This is a genomic window from Pseudomonas sp. B611, assembly GCF_055407965.1.
Genome location: NZ_JBUZST010000012.1, coordinates 22,251 through 43,976 on the forward strand (window position 1 = coordinate 22,251; position 21,726 = coordinate 43,976).

General features: G+C 60.4%; 22 protein-coding genes. 10 read left to right on the forward strand and 12 right to left on the reverse strand.

Annotated features, from left to right (window positions below; all coding sequences use genetic code 11):
• Positions 1–119 precede the first annotated feature (119 nt).
• The 3 genes from ACZRMO_RS21645 to ACZRMO_RS21655 form a co-directional block, all read right to left on the reverse strand.
• On the reverse strand, positions 120–1,094 hold the full coding sequence (locus tag ACZRMO_RS21645; RefSeq protein ID WP_463974172.1) for an alpha/beta hydrolase: 975 nt from the start codon (positions 1,092–1,094) through the stop codon (positions 120–122).
• Complete coding sequence (ypfJ, locus tag ACZRMO_RS21650) at positions 1,095–1,979, reverse strand: KPN_02809 family neutral zinc metallopeptidase (protein ID WP_124527818.1); 885 nt, start codon at positions 1,977–1,979, stop codon at positions 1,095–1,097.
• 182 nt (positions 1,980–2,161) lie between these two features.
• Positions 2,162–2,575: a hypothetical protein gene (locus ACZRMO_RS21655; RefSeq protein ID WP_463974173.1), complete on the reverse strand. Its 414-nt coding sequence runs from the start codon at positions 2,573–2,575 to the stop codon at positions 2,162–2,164.
• Between the two features lie 183 nt (positions 2,576–2,758).
• Here ACZRMO_RS21655 and ACZRMO_RS21660 point away from each other — a divergent pair, with 183 nt between their 5' ends.
• On the forward strand, positions 2,759–3,637 hold the full coding sequence (locus ACZRMO_RS21660) for a DMT family transporter (RefSeq protein ID WP_463974174.1): 879 nt from the start codon (positions 2,759–2,761) through the stop codon (positions 3,635–3,637).
• 2 nt (positions 3,638–3,639) lie between these two features.
• Here ACZRMO_RS21660 and ACZRMO_RS21665 read toward each other — a convergent pair whose 3' ends face one another.
• The gene (locus ACZRMO_RS21665) at positions 3,640–4,974 is read right to left on the reverse strand and encodes an MFS transporter (protein ID WP_017737397.1); all 1,335 of its coding nucleotides are present in this window, start codon (positions 4,972–4,974) and stop codon (positions 3,640–3,642) included.
• 212 nt (positions 4,975–5,186) lie between these two features.
• Here ACZRMO_RS21665 and quiC point away from each other — a divergent pair, with 212 nt between their 5' ends.
• Both quiC and ACZRMO_RS21675 read left to right on the forward strand, forming a co-directional pair.
• Positions 5,187–7,088 (forward strand): 3-dehydroshikimate dehydratase QuiC, encoded by a 1,902-nt coding sequence (quiC, locus tag ACZRMO_RS21670; RefSeq protein WP_124527814.1) that lies wholly within the window; start codon positions 5,187–5,189, stop codon positions 7,086–7,088.
• 80 nt (positions 7,089–7,168) lie between these two features.
• Positions 7,169–7,834, forward strand: a complete 666-nt coding sequence (locus ACZRMO_RS21675; RefSeq protein ID WP_017737399.1) for a TetR/AcrR family transcriptional regulator — start codon at positions 7,169–7,171, stop codon at positions 7,832–7,834.
• A gap of 148 nt (positions 7,835–7,982) precedes the next feature.
• Here ACZRMO_RS21675 and ACZRMO_RS21680 read toward each other — a convergent pair whose 3' ends face one another.
• On the reverse strand, positions 7,983–8,831 hold the full coding sequence (locus ACZRMO_RS21680) for a shikimate dehydrogenase (RefSeq protein ID WP_463974175.1): 849 nt from the start codon (positions 8,829–8,831) through the stop codon (positions 7,983–7,985).
• A complete protein-coding gene (aroQ, locus tag ACZRMO_RS21685) occupies positions 8,828–9,268 on the reverse strand; it encodes a type II 3-dehydroquinate dehydratase (protein WP_124527811.1) in 441 nt (146 codons plus the stop codon). Before aroQ ends, ACZRMO_RS21680 begins: the two co-directional genes overlap by 4 nt.
• Before the next feature lie 242 nt (positions 9,269–9,510).
• Here aroQ and ACZRMO_RS21690 point away from each other — a divergent pair, with 242 nt between their 5' ends.
• On the forward strand, positions 9,511–9,939 hold the full coding sequence (locus ACZRMO_RS21690; RefSeq protein ID WP_463974176.1) for a DUF4160 domain-containing protein: 429 nt from the start codon (positions 9,511–9,513) through the stop codon (positions 9,937–9,939).
• Positions 9,918–10,400, forward strand: a complete 483-nt coding sequence (locus ACZRMO_RS21695; protein ID WP_463974177.1) for a DUF2442 domain-containing protein — start codon at positions 9,918–9,920, stop codon at positions 10,398–10,400. Before ACZRMO_RS21690 ends, ACZRMO_RS21695 begins: the two co-directional genes overlap by 22 nt.
• Before the next feature lie 68 nt (positions 10,401–10,468).
• Here the strand turns inward: ACZRMO_RS21695 and trmA are convergent, their stop codons facing one another.
• Positions 10,469–11,548 carry a tRNA (uridine(54)-C5)-methyltransferase TrmA gene (gene trmA / locus ACZRMO_RS21700; RefSeq protein ID WP_124527808.1) on the reverse strand — a complete coding sequence of 360 codons (1,080 nt, stop codon included), beginning with the start codon at positions 11,546–11,548 and terminating at the stop codon, positions 10,469–10,471.
• Positions 11,545–12,840 (reverse strand): NCS2 family permease, encoded by a 1,296-nt coding sequence (locus ACZRMO_RS21705; RefSeq protein WP_017737405.1) that lies wholly within the window; start codon positions 12,838–12,840, stop codon positions 11,545–11,547. The genes trmA and ACZRMO_RS21705 overlap by 4 nt, the downstream gene beginning before the upstream one ends.
• Positions 12,841–13,062: 222 nt before the next feature.
• Here ACZRMO_RS21705 and ACZRMO_RS21710 point away from each other — a divergent pair, with 222 nt between their 5' ends.
• Positions 13,063–13,509 (forward strand): DUF4879 domain-containing protein, encoded by a 447-nt coding sequence (locus ACZRMO_RS21710; RefSeq protein WP_207043222.1) that lies wholly within the window; start codon positions 13,063–13,065, stop codon positions 13,507–13,509.
• On the opposite strand, the gene ACZRMO_RS21715 is transcribed toward ACZRMO_RS21710, so the two are convergent.
• Positions 13,510–14,751 (reverse strand): MFS transporter, encoded by a 1,242-nt coding sequence (locus ACZRMO_RS21715; RefSeq protein ID WP_463974178.1) that lies wholly within the window; start codon positions 14,749–14,751, stop codon positions 13,510–13,512.
• A 317-nt stretch (positions 14,752–15,068) separates the two neighbouring features.
• Between ACZRMO_RS21715 and ACZRMO_RS21720 the strand changes: the two genes are divergently transcribed.
• The 3 genes from ACZRMO_RS21720 to ACZRMO_RS21730 are packed head-to-tail and all read left to right on the forward strand — an operon-like array spanning position 15,069 to position 17,697.
• Positions 15,069–16,508, forward strand: a complete 1,440-nt coding sequence (locus tag ACZRMO_RS21720) for a cytochrome ubiquinol oxidase subunit I (RefSeq protein ID WP_463974179.1) — start codon at positions 15,069–15,071, stop codon at positions 16,506–16,508.
• Position 16,509: 1 nt separating this feature from the next.
• Positions 16,510–17,517: a cytochrome d ubiquinol oxidase subunit II gene (gene cydB / locus ACZRMO_RS21725; RefSeq protein WP_017737409.1), complete on the forward strand. Its 1,008-nt coding sequence runs from the start codon at positions 16,510–16,512 to the stop codon at positions 17,515–17,517.
• 12 nt (positions 17,518–17,529) lie between these two features.
• On the forward strand, positions 17,530–17,697 hold the full coding sequence (locus ACZRMO_RS21730; protein WP_017737410.1) for a DUF2474 domain-containing protein: 168 nt from the start codon (positions 17,530–17,532) through the stop codon (positions 17,695–17,697).
• Between the two features lie 68 nt (positions 17,698–17,765).
• Here the strand turns inward: ACZRMO_RS21730 and ACZRMO_RS21735 are convergent, their stop codons facing one another.
• Complete coding sequence (locus ACZRMO_RS21735; RefSeq protein WP_463974180.1) at positions 17,766–18,890, reverse strand: methyltransferase; 1,125 nt, start codon at positions 18,888–18,890, stop codon at positions 17,766–17,768.
• A gap of 161 nt (positions 18,891–19,051) precedes the next feature.
• Positions 19,052–19,762 carry a helix-turn-helix transcriptional regulator gene (locus tag ACZRMO_RS21740; RefSeq protein ID WP_463974181.1) on the reverse strand — a complete coding sequence of 237 codons (711 nt, stop codon included), beginning with the start codon at positions 19,760–19,762 and terminating at the stop codon, positions 19,052–19,054.
• A gap of 458 nt (positions 19,763–20,220) precedes the next feature.
• On the opposite strand from ACZRMO_RS21740, the gene ACZRMO_RS21745 reads away from it, so the two are divergent.
• A complete protein-coding gene (locus tag ACZRMO_RS21745) occupies positions 20,221–20,997 on the forward strand; it encodes a ferredoxin--NADP reductase (RefSeq protein ID WP_463974182.1) in 777 nt (258 codons plus the stop codon).
• A 45-nt stretch (positions 20,998–21,042) separates the two neighbouring features.
• On the opposite strand, the gene mscL is transcribed toward ACZRMO_RS21745, so the two are convergent.
• Positions 21,043–21,459 (reverse strand): large-conductance mechanosensitive channel protein MscL, encoded by a 417-nt coding sequence (gene mscL, locus ACZRMO_RS21750; RefSeq protein ID WP_017737414.1) that lies wholly within the window; start codon positions 21,457–21,459, stop codon positions 21,043–21,045.
• Positions 21,460–21,726 lie beyond the last annotated feature (267 nt).

Sequence of the window (21,726 nt, forward strand, 5' to 3'; positions counted from 1 at the left end):
ATCAACTGTGGGAGCTGGCTTGCCTGCGATAGCTAACGGTCAGTTGAAATATGTTCAGCTGACCCACCGCAATCGCAGGCAAGCCAGCTCCCACATTTTTGATTGGGTTTCTTCAGTTGTTATTGGGCAAACAACACCTTCTGCCCCTCTGGAGACGTAAACATCCCATCCCCGTTATGCCCCACCCCCGGCACTTCCACCAACTGATGCCCCAACTGCGGATGCCGCTGCTTGAGGTAGTCAAAATAGTTGTGCCCACGAACCAACCGATACGCCCCCTGGGTTTCGGCCTCACAGCCTTTGTCCAGCGCGTGATGATTCGGGTCGGTGTCCTGCTGGCCCAGCAGGTAAGTGATGTTGCGAGACACGTAAGCCTGTTCAAGCTGCGCCGGGCTCTGGCCTTTGGCGTAGGCCGGCAAGTTCTGCATGCCGTATTTCCAGTCGTTGAACCCCGGGCAACTGGCCGCATCGAACTTCACTGGCCGTTGCGGGGTGAAGTAGGCGTAGGACGAAGGGTTCGCCACCACATACTGCAGGCTGATGCCTTCGGTTTGCAGCTTCGGATGGTCGTGGCTGGTGAGGGCAAAACGCTGCACCACCTGGCCACCGCCGGAATGCCCGGCCACCACGATTTCCTTCAGTGCCGGGAACAGCTTGCGGTTGCCCAGGTGCTTGATGATTTGGTCGAGTGCGCCGTAGGAACTGATGTGACCCGGGCCGGTAGAAGGCTCGCCGGCCATCCAGCCATTGTCGGTCCAGCGCAGGATCTGGTTGTCCAGATGCTCGTGTTGCGCATCCGCCTCGATCAGAAATCGTGGGGCGATCACCAAGGTGTTGGCGCCTTGTCCGGCATTTGCGGCAGCCTTTTCGCCACTTTCCAGGTAGGTCTGTGCATCGCGCAGGCGCCCGTGCACGATGATCAACGCACGGGTCACGTGGGGTAGCGGCTGGCGCCAATCCTGGCTCAGGCCGACGCTGAGGTCGCCGGCCTCCAGGGGGAATCGATCAAGACTGGCTTGCTTGGCGCCGTGTCCGGCCGCCCAGGTTGAACAACTGACTAACAGGCCCAGCAGCAATCCCAATCGTTTATTCATTTAAAGACTCTTGGCGGAAAAGGTATCGCATTGAGTGATCTGGCCCTGGGCGAAGCCGGTCTTGAACCAGCGTACGCGCTGCGCCGAGGTGCCGTGGGTAAACGAGTCCGGCACCACGCGGCCCTGACCCTGTTGCTGCAAACGGTCATCGCCGATGGCATTGGCCGCGTTCAGTGCTTCTTCGATATCGCCGGGTTCCAGCCAGTTCAGGCGCTTTTGCGCGCGGTTGGCCCACACGCCGGCAAAGCAGTCGGCTTGCAGTTCCTGGCGCACCAGCAGGCCGCCGTCGCCTTGCATCTGCCGGCCTTGTTGGCGTGCCGCCTGGATTTTCGAAGAGATACCCAGCAACGTCTGCACATGGTGCCCGACTTCGTGGGCGATCACGTAGGCCTGGGCAAAGTCACCCGCGGCCTGGAAGCGTTGCGACATTTCGCGGAAGAAATCCAGGTCCAGGTACACCTGTTGGTCCGCCGGGCAATAGAACGGGCCGCTGGCCGACGTGGCGCCGCCGCAGGCGGAATTCACCCGGCCACGGAACAGGATCAGTTTCGGGTTCTTGTAGGCCAGGCCGTTTTCCTGGAACACCTGGGCCCAGGTGTCTTCGGTATCGCCGAGCACCGCGCGGACAAAATCCGCCTGCTCATCGTTGGCCGGCGGCGCCTGGCGCGTCTGGGTGCTGACCGACGGCGCCTGTTCCATCTGGCCGGTGAGCTGGCCGAGGATCTGCAACGGGTCCTGGCCCGTCAGCCAGCCAATGCCGACGATCAGCACGATGGCGGTCAGGCTCAGGCCCTTGCCGCCGCCAAAGCGCATGCCGCCACCGCCGCCACTGTCATCGCGGGCATCCACCACGTTGTCGCTGCGTCGGCCTTTTTTCCATAGCATGGGGGCAATCCTCTCGGTGAGCCTTTTATAAGTTGAAACTTAACTGTGGCGAGGGAGCTTGCTCCCGCTGGGCTGCGCAGCGGCCCCAAAAGCCAGGGAGCGCTACGCACTCCAGCGGGAGCAAGCTCCCTCGCCACAACCGCAGCCTGTTCCTGCAGTGTAAGGGTTGAGTATGGACGTTATTAGCGGCAGTAGCCTTCGCCGGTTGCCACGATCAGGCAGTCCTTTTTGTCCGCCAGCCACTTCAGACCGGTGGCTTCGCCGTCACCGGCGCGCAGCAGTTGCGGGCCGTCCGGGCGGGTGAAGGCGATGCCGTCTTCGGCGGCTTCACCTTTGAAGGTGCCCGAGTCGTCGGCGTCGAGGCCGTATTGCATGGTGAGGAGGTAGTGACCACGGCCGATGCTGTCGTCCTTGGCGATGGTCAGGTTCAGGCCCTCGACGCCAATCCACTTGCCGACCCATTGGTCGGTGGGCGGGGTTGCCGGCACCAGGGTGGCTTGCACGGAGGCGGGCGCGGGTTTGGGGGCTTCCTTGGCTTCCTGGTTGCAAGCGGCAAGCAGGGCAACGACAGACAGAACGAACAGGTTTTTTTTCATAGCGGCAGGCCTTGGCTAAAAAGTGTGCAACGTACGGGCAAACGTGGGACGTTGGACTCGAATCCGCTGATTTAGTGCGCTGTTCGCACAGTGTTTGGTTATGCTCTTGGGGCAGACGCAGGCCCGGCTGCTAGATTACCGGGTTGAGCAGCCCGCGTTCAGCCCGTCATGCAAGAGAACTCAATGACCGTCAGCACTCCCCTCTCCGGCGTCAACCATCCCTTCAAAGGCATTTTGCTGATTGTGGTGGCGACTTTCCTGTTCTCCAGCCACGACGCCTTGTCCAAATACCTCGCCGGGTTCTACCCGATCGTGATGGTGGTGTGGGCGCGCTACCTGGTGCACACCTTGCTGATGGCGGGGATTTTCCTGCCGCAATCGGGCCTGCGCGTACTACGCAGCAAACGGCCGGGCATGCAGGTGGTGCGGGCGTTGTGCCTGTTGGGCACCAGCCTGTTCTTTACGGCGGCGCTGCATTACATCCCGTTGGCGGAAGCCACTGCGGTGAACTTCCTCGCGCCGATCCTGGTGACAGCCCTCTCGGTGCCGCTGCTCGGCGAGCACGTCACGCGTGGCCAGTGGCTGGCGGTGATCTGCGGGTTTGTCGGCGTGTTGATCATCATCCACCCCGGCGGTGAACTGTTCACCCCGGCGGTGCTGCTGCCGCTGTGTTCGGCGATGTTCTTCTGTTTCTACCAGTTGCTCACGCGCATCCTCAGCCAATACGACACACCGACCACCAGCAACTTCTTCGCCGGCCTGTGCAATACCTTGGTGATGAGTGCGCTGGTGCCGTTCTTCTGGCAGATCCCGACGTGGTGGCACGGGGTGTTGATGCTGGCGCTGGGCACCTGCGGGATGACCGCGCACTTGCTGTTGACCCAGGCGTTCCGCTTTGCGGCGCCGGCCTTGCTGGCGCCGTTTGGCTATTGCCAGATCGTGTTTGCGGGGTTGTTGGGCTGGCTGGTGTTCAACCATACCCCCGACGTGACCACGGTGGTCGGCATCGGGGTGATCTGCATGAGCGGGCTGGCCGCTGCCTGGCAGCAGCGGCGTAGGTAGAGTTAGACGTCTACGGTAGGAATCTTGCGCGGGGCCATGAAGTACATCCAGGTCAGCGCAATGAAGTACATCGCCGGGATCAGGGTGAACAACACGGTGTAGTTGTTGTTGGTCACGGTGAGGATGTGGCCGACGATCTGGGTCATGAACATGCCGCCGATAGCCGCGCACATGCCGCCGAAACCGAACACGGTGCTCATCATGTGCTTGGGCGTGTAGTCCATTACCAGGCTCCAGATGTTGGCAGTCCAGGCCTGGTGCGCACCGATGGCCAGGGAGATGGCAAACACCGCGACCCACAGTTGGCTGGAACCGGCGGCCATGATCACGCCGACGATGCAGCAGGCGAACAGCAGCATCGACAGCAACCGCGCCTTGATCGAGTTCATGCCACGGCCGATCAGGAACGACGACAGAATCCCCCCGCCCACACTGCCGAAGTCGGCTGTCAGATAGATGATGATCAGCGGGATGCCCATCTGGGTCACGTTGATACCCAGGTTGTATTGCTGGTTCAGGAACGGCGGCAACCAATACAGGTAGAACCAGAACACCGGCGCGGTCAGTGCGTAGGCAATAGCGAAGGCCCAGGTGCCGCGCATGCGCAGGATACGGCTGAACGGCACGCCCGGTTGTTCTGGCTCGACTTCCCGTTGCACGTAGTCCAGTTCCGATTGCTTAACACTCGGATGGTCTTCCGGGTTGTAGTACTTCAAACCCCAGAACACCAGCCAGATCGCGCCCAGCGAAGCCATGCACAGGAATGCGGCTTGCCAGCCCCACACGTGCAGGATCAGCGGCAGCAGCATCGGCGTCATCATCGCGCCAACGTTGGTACCGGCGTTGAAGATCCCGGTGGCCACCGCACGTTCACCGGCGGGGAACCACAGGCGCGTGGTCTTGACGCAGGCCGGGTAGTTGGCGGCCTCGGTCAGCCCGAGGATAAAGCGGCAGACCATGAAACCAACGGCCGACGTGGCCAGGCCGTGGGCACCGGTGGCCAGGCTCCACAACAGCACGGCGCAGAAGAACACGCGTTTGACGCCGACACGGTCGATCAAGCGGCCTTGCAGCACAAAGCCGATGGCGTAGCCGACCTGGAACCAGAAGTTGATGTTGGCGTAGTCCATCGCCGTCCAGCTCATCTCCTTCGCCAGGATCGGTTGCATCACGCCCAGGGCGGCTCGGTCGATGTAGTTGAGGGTGGTGGCGAAGAACACCAGGGCCAACATGCCCCAGCGAGTCTTACCCACGGCCATGGCGCCGCGGATCTTGTCGCCGATGCCGGCGTGCGGGGTGCCGGGGCGCGCGGCCAGGGCGGAATTTTGCAGAGGCATGAGGTCGTACCCGTTTTTTGAAATTTTTATGGTGTGTTCTGGGTCAGGTTGCGTCGTTGATGGTGCGCAGCGGCTAAAAAATCGTCAATTCGCCAAAGCGGCTTAGTGTTCGATAATCGCACCAAAAACTAACCGGTTCGTACATTTTAATTGCTGTGGGTAGACTGGGGGCGAATAATTTGGCGCAAACAATAATTGCCGGGAGTCGCCCCATGCAACGTTCCATTGCCACCGTTTCCTTGAGCGGCACCCTGCCGGAAAAACTCGAAGCCATCGCCGCCGCCGGGTTTGATGGCGTGGAGATCTTTGAAAACGACTTGTTGTATTACGACGGCAGCCCCCGCGAAGTTAGGCAGATGTGTGCCGACCTGGGGATTGCCATCACCTTGTTCCAGCCGTTTCGCGACTTTGAAGGCTGCCGCCGCGACCGCCTGGCGCGCAACCTGGAGCGCGCCGAGCGCAAGTTCGACCTGATGCAGGAACTGGGCACCGACCTGGTGCTGGTGTGCAGCAACGCTTCCGCCGACTGCGTGGGCGATGAGCGCATTTTGCTCGACGATCTCAGCCTGTTGGCCGAACATGCCGGCCGCCGTGGCTTGCGCATCGGTTACGAGGCGCTGGCCTGGGGCAAGCATGTGAACACCTGGCAGCAGGTGTGGAACCTGGTGCGCCAGGTCGATCACCCAGCCCTCGGCGTGCTGCTCGACAGCTTCCATACCTTGTCGCTCAAGGGCGACCCAAGTGGCATCGCGCAGATCCCAGGCGACAAGATTTTCTTTGTGCAAATGGCCGACGCGCCGATCCTGGCCATGGATGTACTGGAGTGGAGCCGGCATTTCCGCTGTTTCCCAGGTCAGGGCGAATTCGACTTGGCGGGCTTTCTTGCACCGATCATCCAGAGTGGCTACACCGGGCCCTTGTCCCTGGAGATTTTCAACGACGGTTTCCGCGCCGCGCCGACCCGGGCGAATGCGGCGGACGGCCTGCGCTCCTTGCTGTACCTGGAAGAGAAAACCCGTGAGCGCCTGCAGCAGCAAGCGCCGGCGCAACCGGTGGAGATTCTGTTCGACACCCCGGCCGCCAGCGAATACGACGGCATCGAGTTCCTTGAGTTTGCCGTGGACGAAAGCCTCGGCGCCAAGCTGACCCATTGGCTGGAGCGCCTTGGCTTCGTCAAGGCCGGCCAGCACCGCTCCAAGAGCGTGAGCCTGTTGCGCCAGGGTGATATCAACCTGATCCTCAATTGCGAACCCTATTCCTTCGCCCACAACTTTTTCGAGGCCCACGGCCCGTCGTTGTGCGCCACGGCGCTGCGGGTCAAGGACAGCGCCAAGGCCCTGGAGCGGGCGGTGGCCTACAAGGGCCAGCCCTATCGCGGCTTGGTCGGCCCCAATGAGCTGGAACTGGCCGCCGTACGCGCGCCGGATGGCAGCCTGATCTATCTGGTGGACCCCAGCGAAGGCACGCTGTACGACACCGACTTCAACCTGCAAACCGCGCCGGCTGCCGGCGGTGGCTTGCTGCGCATCGACCATATGGCCATGGCGCTGCCGGCCGACAGCCTCGACAGTTGGGTGCTGTTCTACAAGAGCCTGCTGGATTTCGAGGCCGACGATGAAGTGGTGTTGCCCGATCCCTACGGCCTGGTGAAAAGCCGTGCGCTGCGCAGCCGTTGCAGCTCCGTTCGTCTGCCGCTGAATATTTCCGAGAACCGCAACACTGCGATTTCCCACGCGCTATCCAGCTATCGCGGCTCGGGCGTGCACCACATTGCCTTCGACTGCGCGGATATTTTCGCCGAGGTACGCCGGGCCAAAGACGCGGGCGTGCCGCTGCTGGACATCCCGCTCAACTACTACGATGACCTCGCGGCGCGGTTTGATTTCGACGACGAATTCCTCAGCGAGCTGGCGTACTACAACGTGCTGTACGACCGTGATGCCAACGGCGGTGAGCTGTTTCACGTGTACACCGAGCCGTTCGAAGGACGGTTCTTCTTCGAGATCATCCAGCGCAAGAACGGTTATGCCGGTTACGGCGCGGCCAACGTGGCGGTGCGCCTGGCGGCCATGGCCAAATCCCGCAGCGGTGCGGTGCGCCAGGCACGGTTGTGAGCGGTGGCGCGGTGCTTCCTTCGGGGAGCGCCGCAGCCCATAATCGGCGCCTGCACAATAAAAACGGCCGTGAGCGCACCATGACCCTGACTCCCGACCTCTCCGCTGCGTCCGAAACGCCGCGCAAGAGTCGTAAGAACAACCCGGAAAAGACCCGCGAAAACATCCTGCAGGAAGCGATCGTCGAGTTTGTCCAGCAAGGCCTGTCCGGCGCGCGCGTGGACGCCATCGCCGAGCGTATCCACACCTCCAAACGCATGATCTATTACTACTTCGGCAGCAAGGAGCAGTTGTACGTCGAGGTGTTGGAGAAGCTTTACGGCGACATCCGCAACACTGAAACCCGGATGAATCTCACCGCCCTGGAGCCCCGCGAAGCGATCCGCCGGCTGGTGGAGTTCACCTTTGATCACCATGACCAAAACGTGGACTTTGTGCGCATCGTCAGCATCGAAAATATCCACAACGCCGAGTACGTGAAGCGCTCGGAGTCGATCAAGGCGATGAACAGCAACATCCTTGAAGCGCTTGGCGCGACGTTGCGGCGTGGGGCTGAGATGGGCGTATTTCGTGCGGGGCTGGAGCCGTTGGATGTGCACCTGCTGATCAACTCGTTCAGCTTTTACCGGGTGTCCAATCGCCATACCTTCAGTGAGATTTTCCAGATCGAGCTGTCAGATGAGGCCATCAAGCAACGGCATCGGGACATGATTTGTGAGTCGGTGATGCGGTATCTGCAGGCCTGAGGCTAACGCGACTCTTCGAGTGGAATGCAACCTAAATGTGGGAGCGGGCTTGCTCGCGAATGCGGTGTGTCAGTCAACATATTCCTCACTGATACACCGCATTCGCGAGCAAGCCCGCTCCCACATTTTTTGATCCGGTTTCTACAGTTTAGTGATTCATGCTCTGAAAGTGCGCCAGCATCCGCTGCGCATCCGGCGCTTCGCCACTGAACAGCTCAAACGCCTTCACCGCCTGAAACACCGCCATGTTGCCGCCATCCAGCGTGCGGCAACCCAGGGCCCGGGCATCGCGCAGCAGTTCTGTTTCCAGCGGGAAATACACGATTTCCGCCACCCACACCTCAGCCCGCAGCAAGGCCGCCGGCACCGGTGTGCCCGGCAGCTTGGCCATGCCCATCGGCGTGGTGTTGACCACACCATCGGCCTCAGCCATGGCATTTTCCAAGTGGTTGCCGACCTGGGCGCGGCCTGGGCCGAAACGCTGGCTGAGGTTGTCTACCAGGTCTTGGGCGCGGGTGTTGTCCAGATCGAAAATGCTCAAGTGTTCGACACCTTCGGCCAATAGCGCGTGGGCCACCGCCGCACCTGCGCCGCCAGCGCCCATTTGTACTACACGCCGACGCACGACATCACTCAAGTTACGGCGAAAACCCTCCGCGAATCCCAGGCAGTCGGTGTTGTGGCCGATGCGCTTGCCGTCCTTGAACACCACCGTATTCACCGCGCCGATGCCGCGCGCCTCGTCGGACAGTTCATCGAGCAACGGTAGGATCGCCTGCTTGCACGGGTAGGTAATGTTCAGCCCGGTGAACTGCATCAACTCGGCGGCGTCCAGCAGGTCGGGTAGGGCATCGACGTTCAGCAGCAGCGGGTCCAGATCGATCAGGCGATACAGGTAGCGCAAGCCTTGGGCGTCGCCTTCCTGTTCATGCAGGGCGGGGGTGCGGGAAGCCTGGATGCCGGAGCCGATCAGGCCGGCGAGAATGCGCGGCTTCATGCGTTCAACACCTGGCTGAAATGTTCCAGGGCCAAGTGGTAGCCATGGCTGCCAAAACCGGCCAGCACGGCCTTGGCGATGGGCGACACAAACGAGTGATGACGGAACGCTTCACGGGCATGCACGTTGGACAAATGCACTTCGATCACCGGCACTTCACTGGCCACCAGCGCGTCGCGGATGGCGACGGAGGTGTGCGTCCATGCTGCCGGGTTGATCACGATACCGGCGCAACGGGTGCGGGCGCCGTGGATCCAGTCGAGCAGTTCGCCTTCGTGGTTGGTCTGGCGGAATTCGATTTTCAGCCCGAGCTTTTCGGCGCTGCGCCCGCACAGCGCGGCGATGTCGGCCAGGGTTTCATGGCCGTAGGTTGCAGGCTCACGGGTGCCGAGCAGGTTGAGGTTGGGGCCGTTGAGCACCAGCACGATAGGCGGCATGGGAGGGTCTCCACAGTTATTGTTAGTTGTGGAAGTAAAATGTACTGAATGGTTAATTTGGTCAATCGACGGCGGAGGATATGTTCGATTACCGCACGGTTATGCGCGGTAACAACACGGCATTCGACGCTTCGTTGCCCGTTACTAGTCTGTGAAACAGCTTCAGGATTTTGGAGCCGGTTGTCAGGTGACAAGGGGCGAAATTGTTACCGGGCGGAAAATTACCTAACGGATGGGTTACGATGCGAATAGGCACTTACAAGGGATTTGTGATTTCAGTGTTGCTCAGGGATGAACATTGCCCGCCGCATGTTCATGTAAGGGGCGCGGGTTGGGGGGCGCGCTTTCGTTTCAGCTTTCTGGATGACAGCGTGGAGTTGTGGGATGTGGACCCTGAACGGCGGAGGCCGTCTGGCGCAGTTCTGCTGGGTATTCGCGCGGCGTTGATGCAGCGGCATTATCTGGCGCGGGCGCGGAGGATTTGGTGGGAGAAAATTCAGACGGTTTGTTTGGAGAACCATTCCTGGGACTTGGGGGCGGATGAGGTGGTGCCGGGATTGGTCATCCGGCCGGGTGTCCATGTAATCGCACGCGCTTGGCACGATGCTGTGGGGCAGCAGACAATTTTGAATCTGGTGAGGATTCCAGTATGGGTGAAGATAAATTTGTAAAAGTCGTAAAAGCCAAAGTCCGGCCCTATGTGCCGCTCACCGAGGCCGATATCGATAAAGCGATAGCCCGTGGGCGCAAGACAAAGCATTTGCACGCCCGCGCCAGCTCGGTGAGCTATGAGGACAAGCGTATTTCCATCGGCTTCAGCGACGGCAGCCAGGTCTCGTTGCCCGTTGCGGGCCTTCCCGAGTTCGAGGGGTTTTCCTTGGAGGACTTCCAGCAATTGGAGGTCGGTTTCGGTGGCAAGGCACTGTGCTGTGAACCCCAGGACCTGGACGTGTCCATCACCGGCCTGATCGCCACGAGCCAGCCCTTGATGGACCTGGCCGTCAGCCTGGTGGCCTCGCGCAACGGCCGTAAGAGTAGCGCCGCTAAAGCGGCGGCTGCCCGCGCCAATGGCAAGAAGGGCGGGCGGCCGCGTAAAGACACTACGAAACCCGACGATTCAACTGATGCATGAAAGCTGTGTTGGGAGTGGGCTTGTGTGGGAGCCCGCTCCCACAGGGGGGATGTTGGTGGCTGTAAGATTTAGCGTCGGGTCAGCAAAACGCCTGATTCCATGTGGTGCGTCCACGGGAACTGGTCAAACATCGCACACTGGGTAATACGGTGCGTGTCATGCAGTTGCGCGATGTTCGCCGCCAACGTCTCTGGGTTGCATGAGATGTACAGGATGTTGTCGAAACGCCGGGTCAGCTCGCAGGTGTCCGGGTCCATGCCGGCACGCGGCGGGTCGACGAACACGCTGCCGAATTCGTAGCTCTTGAGGTCGATGCCGTGCAAGCGACGGAACGGGCGCACTTCATTCAGGGCTTCGGTGAGTTCTTCGGCGGAGAGGCGCACCAGGGTGACGTTCTCCACCGCATTTTCATCGAGGTTGCTCAGGGCGGCATTGACCGAGGTCTTGCTGATCTCGGTGGCCAGCACTTTGCGCACGCGGGTTGCCAGGGGCAGGGTGAAGTTGCCGTTGCCGCAGTACAGCTCCAGCAGGTCATCCGGGCGATCGCCCAGCGCTTCATAGGCCCAGTTGAGCATCTTCTGGTTCACGGTGCCGTTGGGCTGGGTGAACGCGCCTTCGGGTTGGCGATAGCTGAAGGTGCGACCGCCGACGTCGAGTTTCTCCACCACGTAGTCCTGGCCGATCACATCGCGTTTGCCCTTGGAGCGGCCGATGATGCTCACGTTCAAGTCCGCCGCCAGTTTGTTCGCGGCGGTGTGCCAATGCTCGTCCAGCGGGCGGTGATAGCACAAGGTGATCATCGCGTCGCCGGCCAGGGTGGTGAGGAACTCCACCTGGAACAGCTTGTGGCTCAGGGCGGCACTGGCTTGCCAGGCGGCCTTGAGTTGGGGCATCAACTGGTTGATACGCAGGCTGGCGATGGGGAATTCTTCGATCAGGATCGGCGTGCGCTTGTCGTCCTGGGAGAACATCGCGTAGTGGCGATCACCCCCTTCGCGCCACAGGCGGAACTCCGCCCGCAGGCGGAAGTTCTGCAGCGGCGAGTCGAATACCTGTGGCTCAGGCGCATCGAACGGGGCCAACAGGTCACGCAAGCGCGTGACCTTGTCTTGCAGTTGAGCGGTGTAGCTTGCGGCGTCAAAAGTCATGCGTTGAACCAGCCCAGCTTGATCACAAACAGAATCGACAGAATCACCAGCGCCGGGTTCAGCTCACGGTAGCGGCCCGAAAGCAGCTTGATGGCGGTCCAGGCGATGAAACCGAAGGCGATGCCGTTGGCGATGGAGTAAGTGAAGGGCATCGCCAGGGCGGTGATCACCACCGGCGCTGCAACAGTGATGTCATCCCAGTCGATTTCTGCCAGGCCCTGGGTCATCAGCACGGCCACGAACAGCAGCGCGGGTGCGGTGGCGAAGGCTGGGACGCTGCCCGCCAATGGCGAGAAGAACAGGGCCAGCAGAAACAGGATCGCCACGACGATGGCGGTCAAACCGGTGCGGCCGCCGGCGCTCACGCCCGCTGCGGATTCAATATAGCTGGTGGTGGTCGACGTACCCAGCAGCGAACCGGCCATGGCGGCGGTGCTGTCGGCGATCAGCGCACGGCCCATTTTTGGCATGTGGCCGTCCTTGCCCATCAGGCCGGCGCGCTTGGCGACGCCGATCAGGGTGCCGGAGTTGTCGAACAGGTCTACGAACAGGAAGGCGAAGATCACGCTGACCAGGCCGATATCCAGCGCGCCCTTGATGTCCAGTTGCAGGAAGGTCGGGCCCAGGGACGGTGGCATCGACACCACGCCGCCGAATGGGGTTACGCCCAAGGCGATGGACGCAATGGTCACCGCGAGGATGCCGATCAGCACTGCGCCGCGCACGGCCAGGGCTTCCAGTGCGACGATCAGCACGAAACCGAGGGTGGCAAGGATAGGCGCTGCTTTGGTCAGGTCACCGAGGCCAACCATGGTGGCCGGGTTGCTGACGACGATGTCGGCGTTGTGCAGGGCGATCAACGCCAGGAACAGGCCGATACCCGCGGCAATCGCCGAGCGCAGGGGCAGGGGGATGGCGTTGATGATCCACTCACGGATACGGAAGATCGACAGCAGGAAGAACAACACCGCCGAAATGAATACCGCGCCGAGCGCCACCTGCCAGGTATGGCCCATGTGCAGGACCACGGTGTAGGTAAAGAAGGCGTTGAGGCCCATGCCCGGCGCCAGTGCGATCGGGTAGTTGGCGATCAGGCCCATCACGGTCGAACCGATGGCCGCCGCCAGGCAGGTCGCGACAAACACCGCGCCCTTGTCCATGCCGGTCTGGCTGAGGATGCTCGGGTTGACGAACAGGATGTAGGCCATGGCCAGGAATGTGGTGATACCCGCGAGAATCTCGGTGCGCACATTGGTGTTGTGGGCTTTGAGTTGAAACAGCTTTTCCAGCATGCCGGCTCCCTGTGACGCTATTTTGCGTCGTGATTTGTTGACCTCTAAGTCAAAGCACAAATTGCGCCAAGCGCCTGTGGTTTCAGAGAGGATCGGAAAAAGCGGCGCATCATACCAGCAGCCGAGGCCCTGTGGTGTTCGGCCTCGCCCTTGTGAACAATCGCTCAGGATCATGGCCTTGAGGCATACTGCGCCGACGTTTAAATCAGGGTCATCGACAGCATGAAAAAAGCCAACGCGTGGAGTCTAGCTCTGATCCCTTGTCTCGGCCTGTGGCTCGGCGCAGCACCGGCGTGGGGCGCGACTGCACCGCCGTTGAGCGAGGTGCGGGTGTTCAAGGTCGAGTCGGCGCGCTGCACCGAAACCATTCCCGAGCGCGCGCAGGGCACGCAGATGTGTACGCACCGTGGGCCCACCAAGGTCTCGGTGATGGAAGTCGGCCTGGGCAACAACCCCGTGGGCCGCTTCGATGGTGCCGAGCTGAACGGGCAGCGTACGCCGGTGTGTCAGGTTGGCAGCGTCAGCGAGGTGTGCAACGGGGCAGGCACGTTGATGGGCTACATCTATGTGTTCGACCTGAATGTCGAAGCCCAGGGCTGGTTTGAATACAGCAACTCGTCGATCAACGGCCCGCAGAACACCCTGAAAACCCTGCTCAATATCCGCTGATCAGACCTTCGCGGTTTCCTCGACCGGCACATGCATGCGGTCGCGATTGGCCAGGGTCGGGAACAGCTTGATCCAGGTGCCGGTCACTATCAGCGTGCCGATCCCGCCCATCACTACCGCTGGCACAGTGCCAAACCAGTGGGCGGTAATCCCCGACTCAAATTCACCCAACTGGTTGGATGCGCCAATAAACAGGCCGTTGACCGCGCTGACGCGCCCGCGCATTTCATCCGGCGTCTCCAACTGCACGAACGATGCGCGGATGACCATGCTGATCATGTCCGCCGCGCCCAGCACCACCAGCACCGCCAATGAAAACCAGAACGAAGTGGACAGGCCGAACGCGATGGTCGCCACGCCGAACACGCCGACGGCGGTGAACATCACGCGGCCGACATGGCGGTCTACCGAGAATCGCGCCAACCACAACGACATCAACAACGCGCCCACCGCTGGCGCCGAACGCAACAGGCCCAGGCCCCAGGCGCCGGTCAGCAGGATGTCCTTGGCGAACACCGGCAGCAACGCGGTGGCGCCGCCCAGCAGCACGGCGAACAGGTCCAGGGAGATGGCGCCGAGGATGTCCGGGCGGCTGCGGATAAAGCGGATGCCGGCCAGCAGCGAATCCAGGGTGGCCTTGCCTTTGTTGAGCGGCGTCTGGCGGGCGGGCAGGTTGAGGGTCAGCCCGCAGGCAATCAGGTACAGCACCACCGTGGGGCCATACACCCACACGCTGCCAAACGCATAGAGCAAACCGCCGAGGGCCGGGGCGACGATGGTAGCCAGTTGCTGGGCCGACTGCGACGACGCCACCGCGCGCGGGAACAAGGCGCTGGGCACGATGCTTGGCAGCAGCGCCTGGGTGGTGGGCATTTCAAACGAGCGTGCGGCGCCGAGCAGGAAGGCGAGGATAAAGATCATCTCGCGGGTGACGTTGCCGGTCAGGCCGCCAATAGCCAGCGATAGTGCAATCAACGCCTGCAGAGTCTGGCAGATGGCCGCGACCTTGCGCCGTTCATAGCGGTCGGCCACATGCCCGGTGTGCAGCATGAACAGTACGCGCGGGACGAACTCCACCAAGCCGACCAAACCCAGGTCAAGCACGTTGCCGGTCAATTGGTAGAGGTTCCAGCCAATGGCCACGGTAAGCATCTGGAAGCCGCTGGCGGTGAAGATGCGCGCCAGCCAGAACGCGATGAAAGGGCGGTGGTGACGCAACAGCAACGCGGGTTCACTAGGCATCGGGAGTTCAGGTCAGGGCCGGAGGGAAGGCCGAGATTAGCATTAAGTTGTAACAGATAGTTGCTGAAACTGAGCTGAGGCAGTCTGTCACGCGGCAAAAGACCACGCCGTCCTACATTGAAAATGGGACTACTCTTTCAGCAATGCTTGATCCAGATCAAAACCTCCCCAGGGATTGCTCTGGCGGCCTTAGGGCCAGATTCCCTACGTGGTTGGTTAAAAAAAGAACGAAATGAAATTCGCCAGACTCCATATCCGTGGGGGCAGTGGGTGCAGGCTCCCGCCAGCAGCCGGTATTACCTGACAGAGGAAGACTTATGTTCGGTTTGGAGGCGCTAGATCTCGCCCGAATTCAATTCGCGTTCACCATCTCATTCCACATCCTGTTCCCGGCGATCACCATCGGCCTGGCCAGTTACCTTGCGGTGCTGGAAGGCCTGTGGCTCAAGACCCACAACGACACCTATCGCGATCTCTACCATTTCTGGTCGAAGATCTTTGCCGTCAACTTCGGCATGGGCGTGGTGTCTGGCTTGGTCATGGCCTACCAGTTCGGCACCAACTGGAGCCGCTTCTCGGACTTCGCCGGCGCCGTCACCGGGCCGCTTCTGACGTACGAAGTGCTCACGGCCTTCTTCCTTGAGGCGGGTTTCCTCGGGGTGATGCTGTTCGGCTGGAACAAGGTGGGGCGCAAGCTGCACTTTTTCTCCACGGTGATGGTGGCCGTCGGTACGTTGATCTCCACCTTCTGGATCCTCGCGTCCAACAGCTGGATGCAGACGCCCCAGGGTTTCGAAATCATCGACGGCCGAGTCATTCCGACCGATTGGCTGGCGGTGATTTTCAACCCGTCGTTCCCTTACCGCCTGGCGCATATGGCCACGGCCGCGTTTGTGGCGACCGCATTTTTCGTCGGTTCTTCGGCCGCCTGGCACTTGCTGCGTGGCAAGGACAACCCGGCGATCCGCAAAATGCTCTCGATGGCGATGTGGATGGCGCTGATCGTTGCGCCTATCCAGGCGGTGATCGGTGACTTCCACGGCCTCAATACCCTGAAGCATCAACCGGCGAAAATCGCCGCGATTGAGGGCCACTGGGAAAACAAAGGCAACGAGCCGACTCCGCTGATCCTGTTCGGCTGGCCGGACATGAAGGCGGAAAAGACCAAGTACGCCGTCGAAATCCCCTACCTGGGCAGCCTGATCCTCACCCACTCCCTGGACAAACAGGTGCCGGCCCTCAAGGAGTTTCCGCCTGAGGATCGCCCTAATTCGACCATTGTGTTCTGGTCGTTCCGGGTCATGGTCGGCCTGGGCTTCCTGATGATCTTCACCGGTCTGTTCAGCCTCTGGCTGCGCCGGGGCGACAAGATGTACACGTCCAAACCGTTCCTGTACCTGGCCTTGTGGATGGGCCCGTCGGGGTTGATCGCGATTCTCGCCGGTTGGTTCACCACGGAAATCGGCCGTCAGCCGTGGGTGGTCTACGGGCTGATGCGCACGGCGGATGCGTCCTCCGGGCACAGCCTGGTGCAGATGACAATCACCCTGGTGTTGTTCGTGGTGGTGTACTTCGCACTGTTCGGTGCTGGTCTGGGCTACATGATGCGCCTGGTGCGCAAAGGTCCGCAGACCCACGAAGGCGATGAGCCGACCCACGGTGGTCCTGGCCAGAAACGCACGCCAGCCCGTCCTCTGTCTGCCGCGGATGATGGCAGCGATGACGACCACACCCACATCCAGCACAAGGGGCATTGAGATGGGTATTGATCTTCCGCTGATCTGGGCCGTGATCATCATCTTCGGCATCATGATGTATGTGGTCATGGACGGCTTCGACCTGGGTATCGGCATCCTCTTTCCGTTTATCCCGGGCAAAGTTGACCGTGACGTGATGATGAACACCGTCGCCCCGGTGTGGGACGGCAACGAAACCTGGCTGGTCCTCGGCGGCGCGGCGTTGTTTGGCGCTTTCCCGCTGGCCTATTCGGTGGTGTTGTCGGCGCTGTACCTGCCACTGATCCTGATGTTGATCGGCTTGATCTTCCGTGGCGTGGCCTTCGAGTTCCGCTTCAAGGCCAAGGACGACAAGCGTCACCTGTGGGATAAGGCGTTTATCGGCGGCTCGCTGGCGGCGACGTTCTTCCAGGGTGTGGCGCTGGGGGCCTTTATCGATGGCATTCCGGTGGTGGATCGCCAGTTCGCCGGCGGCTCGCTGGACTGGGCGACGCCGTTCACGATGTTCTGCGGTGTGGCGCTGATCGTGGCCTACGCGCTGCTGGGCTGCACCTGGCTGATCATGAAGACCGAAGGCTCGTTGCAGGAAAAGATGCATAACCTGGGGCGACCGTTGGCTTTCGCGCTGTTGGCGGTGATTGGCATTGTCAGTATCTGGACGCCGCTGGCGCACCCGGAAATTGCCGCGCGCTGGTTCACCCTGCCCAACCTGTTCTGGTTCCTGCCGGTACCGATCCTGGTGCTGGTGACTCTGTACGGCCTGATCCGCGCCGTGGCGCGCAATGCGCACTACACGCCGTTCCTGCTGACGCTGGTGCTGATCTTCCTCGGCTACAGCGGCCTGGGGATCAGCCTGTGGCCGAACATCATCCCGCCATCCGTGTCGATCTGGGATGCCGCCGCGCCGCCGCAAAGCCAGGGCTTCATGCTGGTGGGCACGCTGTTTATCATCCCGTTCATCCTGGGCTACACCTTCTGGAGCTACTACGTGTTCCGCGGCAAGGTCACCCACGAAGACGGTTATCACTAGGAGGGTCGTTCCATGTCCGGCAAACCTTCGTTGCACGAGATTGAACAGGCCGAGAAACAGCCACTGTGGCGGCGCCTGGGGTGGTTGGCGATGATCTGGACCGGCAGCGTGCTGGCCCTGTTTGTCGTGGCCAGCCTGATGCGCATGTTCATGAATGCGGCAGGCCTGAGCACACACTGACATCCCAACACCGGGCTTGATGGCCCGGTCTTTCAACCCTGCCCCTCGCAAGCGCGGCAGGGTTTTTTTTATTTGCGTGCCTTGAGGATCACAAATTTTGGCGTGGTGGCGACTTGCTCTACGCCGCGAAACAGGCGTGCCAGCTTGGTGTGATATCCCAAGTGGCGGTTGCCGACTATATAAAGGGCGCCACCCACCACCAACGTTTCCCGTGCCTGCTGGAACATGCGCCAGGCGAGGAAGTCGCCGACCACTTGCTGCTGGTGGAACGGCGGGTTGCACAGCACCACGTCCAGGGAATCGGGCTCCTGGCCGGCGAGGCCATCGGCGGCGCGAACGATCACCTCACGTTGGCCGAGGGCGGTTCGCCAGTTCTCCTGCGCCGATTGCACGGCCATGTAGGACTCGTCCACCAGGGTGTACTGCGCGTCGGGGTTTTGCAGGGCGCTGGCAATCGCCAGTACACCGTTGCCGCAGCCCAGGTCCGCCACGCGGGCACTGCCGAGGTTTTTCGGCAGGTGCGGCAGGAAGGCACGCGTGCCGATATCCAGGCCTTCGCGGCAAAACACGTTGGCATGGTTGAGCAGTTCGATGGCTGGCGTGTCCAGCGTGTAGCGGGTTGGGTAGGGCGAGACCGCCAGCGGGCGATCCTCAACGGTGGCGATCAACAGTCGTGCTTTTTTTACGGCGAGCGAGGCGTGCATCGGCCCGATATAACGCTCCAGCAACTCCCCGGCGGCCCGTGGCAAGTGCTTGATCATCGCCCCTGCGATGACTTCGGCGCCTGGGGCCAGTTGGCTTTGCAGGCGGATCAGTTGTTCTTCCAGCAGCGCCAAGGTTTTTGGGACACGGATCAGGACCCGGTCAAAGGGCCCGCTCGGCACCTCGCTGGCGGGAATGAACCGCACTGCATCGAATGCCTTGCCGTTGCGTGCCAGGTTTTTCTCAAGACCCTGGGCCGCAAGAAAGGAGTCACCGCTGGAGGTCACCTGCACCTTGCCTTCCAGGCTGGCAGCCAGGGCACCAAAGCTGTCGTTGAGCACCAGCACGCGGGCGGCGGCGCTCGGCTGCTGCTGCGCCAGATGGCTGAGCAGGTACTCGTCGGCGGCATCGAAGGCTTGCAGCGGATCGTTGTGTTGTTCTGGCTGGCGGATCAGATCGAGCTGGGCGAAGGGGCTTTCGAGCAGGGGCATGGCGGGGGAGGCTCTGGGTAATCGATGGGTGTTCGGCAATGGGCGACCGAACCGTCTGAGTGAACTGCGAGGCGACACCCGGGGGGCTGCGTCATCACTCAGAATTGGCCGTAAATGTTACGTTTTTTCCGGCGCGATTACATGCGGTGTTTCTACATAAGCTAGAAAAGTCCCGCTCTGGATGCACAGAGAACCGCGGCGATCTTGTTTGTAACGCCGAGCTTCCTGAGTGCGCTGCTGACGTGAAAGGTCACTGTGCGGGGAGAAATCGAAATAATGCTGGCGATTTCTTCCGCGGTCTTGCCCATGCCTGACCATTTGAGAATTTCCGTTTCTCGTGCTGTCAGCGTGCAAGGGGCATTGATACTGGACTTGTCCGCATATTGCTGTGCAACGGCAGCGTGCATGGCATGGCACAACCACAATACGTTGCCGGCCTTTTCATACAATTCTTGCGGGCTGACTTCACCGGTACTGCGCCCCAGCGTCAGCATGCTGTAGACACCCTGGAAATCGTGTACGGGTTGTGTCCATGCCTGATGCACTCCAAACGATTGGGCCAGTGACCACAATCCAGGTGCGGCACTGAAGGCCTTCTCTTCCCATACGATAGGAAGTACGCAGCGTTTGCAGTGGGCAACTACAGGGTCTACATCAAAGAAGCGCGCTTGTTTATAAATATGATTCCATCCAATTGGATAGTTGCTGATGTGGATCGGTTTGGTTTTGTCGTCGGGTAGTTGAGAGCTCATTGTGAAGGAACAGTATTGGAAGCCGAGTTCAAGGATATGGTGGGTGACCATGTCAAAGATTGCTTCGATCTCGCTTTTATCTTCCAGTTTGGGGAGCCGAGTATTGCGCCAGTTCACCATTGGTAAATCTCCATGGGTTTCTACGTGGCTCGGGTACGTCCTCATCCCAGAGCTGCACGAAAATTAGTGTAGGACATGACTTACGGCATTAAGTGAAAAAAATGTTATGTATCCCCTGTTTTTATAGCGATGTTTTTTTGTACGTTAAGCGGTTTTTTGTATAGCTATCGAAGCGGGTGACTCTTTTTTATTAAATTTAAAGGGGTTGTAAGTAGTGTCAGGATGATGGCGGTTGTATGAGGTATTTCATCTAGCGGTGAATTGGAAGTGTGTTAATAGCCAAATAATTAGTCAGAACTAAAGCAGGTTTTTTTTTGCAAAGTGATCTCGGAAATGGGACACGCTTTCCCGCGCGCAGAGTGCAACGCTCTGGCCCGCGGCAATGCCAGTACAAATCAACGGTGTTTGCGCACACGGCTTTGAGCGACACTAGGCGCCTGTGTAAAACGGAGTTCCCCATGACGGCCAGTGCTGAGAAATTTACCCGGCAGACCTTGCTCGACGTGCAATCGCTGACCCCCAGCCTCTTCACCCTGCGCACCACCCGCGACCCAGGCTTTCGTTTCACCGCCGGCCAGTTCGTACGCCTGGGTGTGACCAAGGCGGATGGCAGCACCGTATGGCGTGCTTATTCCATCGTGTCGTCGCCATTTGATGAGCATCTGGACTTCTTTTCCATCGTCGTCCCCGGTGGTGAGTTCACCAGCGAGCTGAGCCGCTTGCAGGTGGGCGATACGTTGATGGTGGAGCGCCAGGCCACAGGCTTCCTGACCCTGAGCCGTTTTGTCGACGGGCGTGACCTGTGGCTGTTGGGCACGGGAACCGGCGTGGCGCCGTTCCTGTCGATCCTGCAGGACTTCGAAGTCTGGGAGAAGTTTGAGCGCATTATCCTGGTGTACAGCGCACGGGAGGCCAAGGAGCTGGCGTACCAGTCACTGATCAATACATTGGGCGAGCGCGAATACCTGGCCGAGTACGCGCACAAACTCACCTACATCCCCATCGTCACACGCGAGCAGCATCCGGGCACCTTGAACGGGCGCATCACCACGCTGATCGAAAATGGCGAACTGGAGCGCGCCGCAGGCGTTGAGCTAGCCCCGGAACATTCCCGGGTGCTGATTTGCGGCAACCCGCAGATGGTCGATGACACCCGCCAGTTGCTCAAGCAACGCGATATGCAACTGAGCCTGAGCCGACGCCCGGGCCAAGTGGCGGTGGAAAACTACTGGTAATAAAAAAGGCGCCTCAGCAGGCGCCTTTTTTCAAACCCGTTCCGGTTAGAGCGGTTTGTCGTTCTGTGCCTTGAGCAGATCGCGGATCTCACCCAGCAACACTTCTTCCTTGGTCGGCGTCGGCGGCAGGCTTGGCGCTACGGCCTCTTCACGCTTCAGGCGGTTGATCGCCTTCACGCCCATGAAGATCGCAAACGCGACTATCACAAAGTCGATCACGCTTTGGATGAACTTGCCGTACGCCAGCACCACCGCAGGCACGTCGCCTTGTGCGGCCTTGAGCGTTATCGCCAAGTCACCAAAGTCCACACCGCCGATCAACAGACCGATGGGTGGCATCACCACGTCGCCTACAAACGAGGAAACAATTTTGCCGAAGGCTGCGCCGATGATGATACCGACGGCCATATCGACCACATTACCTTTGACCGCGAAGGCCTTGAACTCACTGATCACGCCCATAGGTTATTCCTTGTTACAGATGAGAAGGGTGGAGGTCAGTGTAAGTCAGTCGTAGAGGGCTTGCGCGACACAACTGTTAACACTGTTAGGTTTTATCGACACATTAAATCGCAAATAGTTTGCAAAGTGCCATCAATCGCGCGCGAATTACTCGTCATTTCAACGGCTTACCACATTTTTTTCTCAATCGGCCCGGTGGTGTTTTTCTATTTATCTTCTGGCGTTCGGATCACTAGCCTCTGGCAAGCACAACTGAATGTGCATTAA

What these genes read in the sequence shown, in the direction of transcription:
- ACZRMO_RS21705 (WP_017737405.1), bottom strand. Translation starts at nt 12,840, where the DNA reads ATGCTGGAAAAGCTGTTTCAACTCAAAGCCCACAACACCAATGTGCGC.
- ACZRMO_RS21680 (WP_463974175.1), bottom strand. Translation starts at nt 8,831, where the DNA reads ATGAAGCCGCGCATTCTCGCCGGCCTGATCGGCTCCGGCATCCAGGCT.
- ACZRMO_RS21655 (WP_463974173.1), bottom strand. Translation starts at nt 2,575, where the DNA reads ATGAAAAAAAACCTGTTCGTTCTGTCTGTCGTTGCCCTGCTTGCCGCT.
- ACZRMO_RS21695 (WP_463974177.1), top strand. Translation starts at nt 9,918, where the DNA reads ATGGGTGAAGATAAATTTGTAAAAGTCGTAAAAGCCAAAGTCCGGCCC.
- ACZRMO_RS21675 (WP_017737399.1), top strand. Translation starts at nt 7,169, where the DNA reads ATGACCCTGACTCCCGACCTCTCCGCTGCGTCCGAAACGCCGCGCAAG.
- ACZRMO_RS21665 (WP_017737397.1), bottom strand. Translation starts at nt 4,974, where the DNA reads ATGCCTCTGCAAAATTCCGCCCTGGCCGCGCGCCCCGGCACCCCGCAC.
- ACZRMO_RS21730 (WP_017737410.1), top strand. Translation starts at nt 17,530, where the DNA reads ATGTCCGGCAAACCTTCGTTGCACGAGATTGAACAGGCCGAGAAACAG.
- ACZRMO_RS21645 (WP_463974172.1), bottom strand. Translation starts at nt 1,094, where the DNA reads ATGAATAAACGATTGGGATTGCTGCTGGGCCTGTTAGTCAGTTGTTCA.
- ACZRMO_RS21745 (WP_463974182.1), top strand. Translation starts at nt 20,221, where the DNA reads ATGACGGCCAGTGCTGAGAAATTTACCCGGCAGACCTTGCTCGACGTG.
- trmA (WP_124527808.1), bottom strand. Translation starts at nt 11,548, where the DNA reads ATGACTTTTGACGCCGCAAGCTACACCGCTCAACTGCAAGACAAGGTC.
- cydB (WP_017737409.1), top strand. Translation starts at nt 16,510, where the DNA reads ATGGGTATTGATCTTCCGCTGATCTGGGCCGTGATCATCATCTTCGGC.
- ACZRMO_RS21710 (WP_207043222.1), top strand. Translation starts at nt 13,063, where the DNA reads ATGAAAAAAGCCAACGCGTGGAGTCTAGCTCTGATCCCTTGTCTCGGC.
- ACZRMO_RS21720 (WP_463974179.1), top strand. Translation starts at nt 15,069, where the DNA reads ATGTTCGGTTTGGAGGCGCTAGATCTCGCCCGAATTCAATTCGCGTTC.
- ACZRMO_RS21735 (WP_463974180.1), bottom strand. Translation starts at nt 18,890, where the DNA reads ATGCCCCTGCTCGAAAGCCCCTTCGCCCAGCTCGATCTGATCCGCCAG.
- aroQ (WP_124527811.1), bottom strand. Translation starts at nt 9,268, where the DNA reads ATGCCGCCTATCGTGCTGGTGCTCAACGGCCCCAACCTCAACCTGCTC.
- quiC (WP_124527814.1), top strand. Translation starts at nt 5,187, where the DNA reads ATGCAACGTTCCATTGCCACCGTTTCCTTGAGCGGCACCCTGCCGGAA.
- ACZRMO_RS21690 (WP_463974176.1), top strand. Translation starts at nt 9,511, where the DNA reads ATGCGAATAGGCACTTACAAGGGATTTGTGATTTCAGTGTTGCTCAGG.
- mscL (WP_017737414.1), bottom strand. Translation starts at nt 21,459, where the DNA reads ATGGGCGTGATCAGTGAGTTCAAGGCCTTCGCGGTCAAAGGTAATGTG.
- ACZRMO_RS21740 (WP_463974181.1), bottom strand. Translation starts at nt 19,762, where the DNA reads ATGGTGAACTGGCGCAATACTCGGCTCCCCAAACTGGAAGATAAAAGC.
- ACZRMO_RS21715 (WP_463974178.1), bottom strand. Translation starts at nt 14,751, where the DNA reads ATGCCTAGTGAACCCGCGTTGCTGTTGCGTCACCACCGCCCTTTCATC.
- ypfJ (WP_124527818.1), bottom strand. Translation starts at nt 1,979, where the DNA reads ATGCTATGGAAAAAAGGCCGACGCAGCGACAACGTGGTGGATGCCCGC.
- ACZRMO_RS21660 (WP_463974174.1), top strand. Translation starts at nt 2,759, where the DNA reads ATGACCGTCAGCACTCCCCTCTCCGGCGTCAACCATCCCTTCAAAGGC.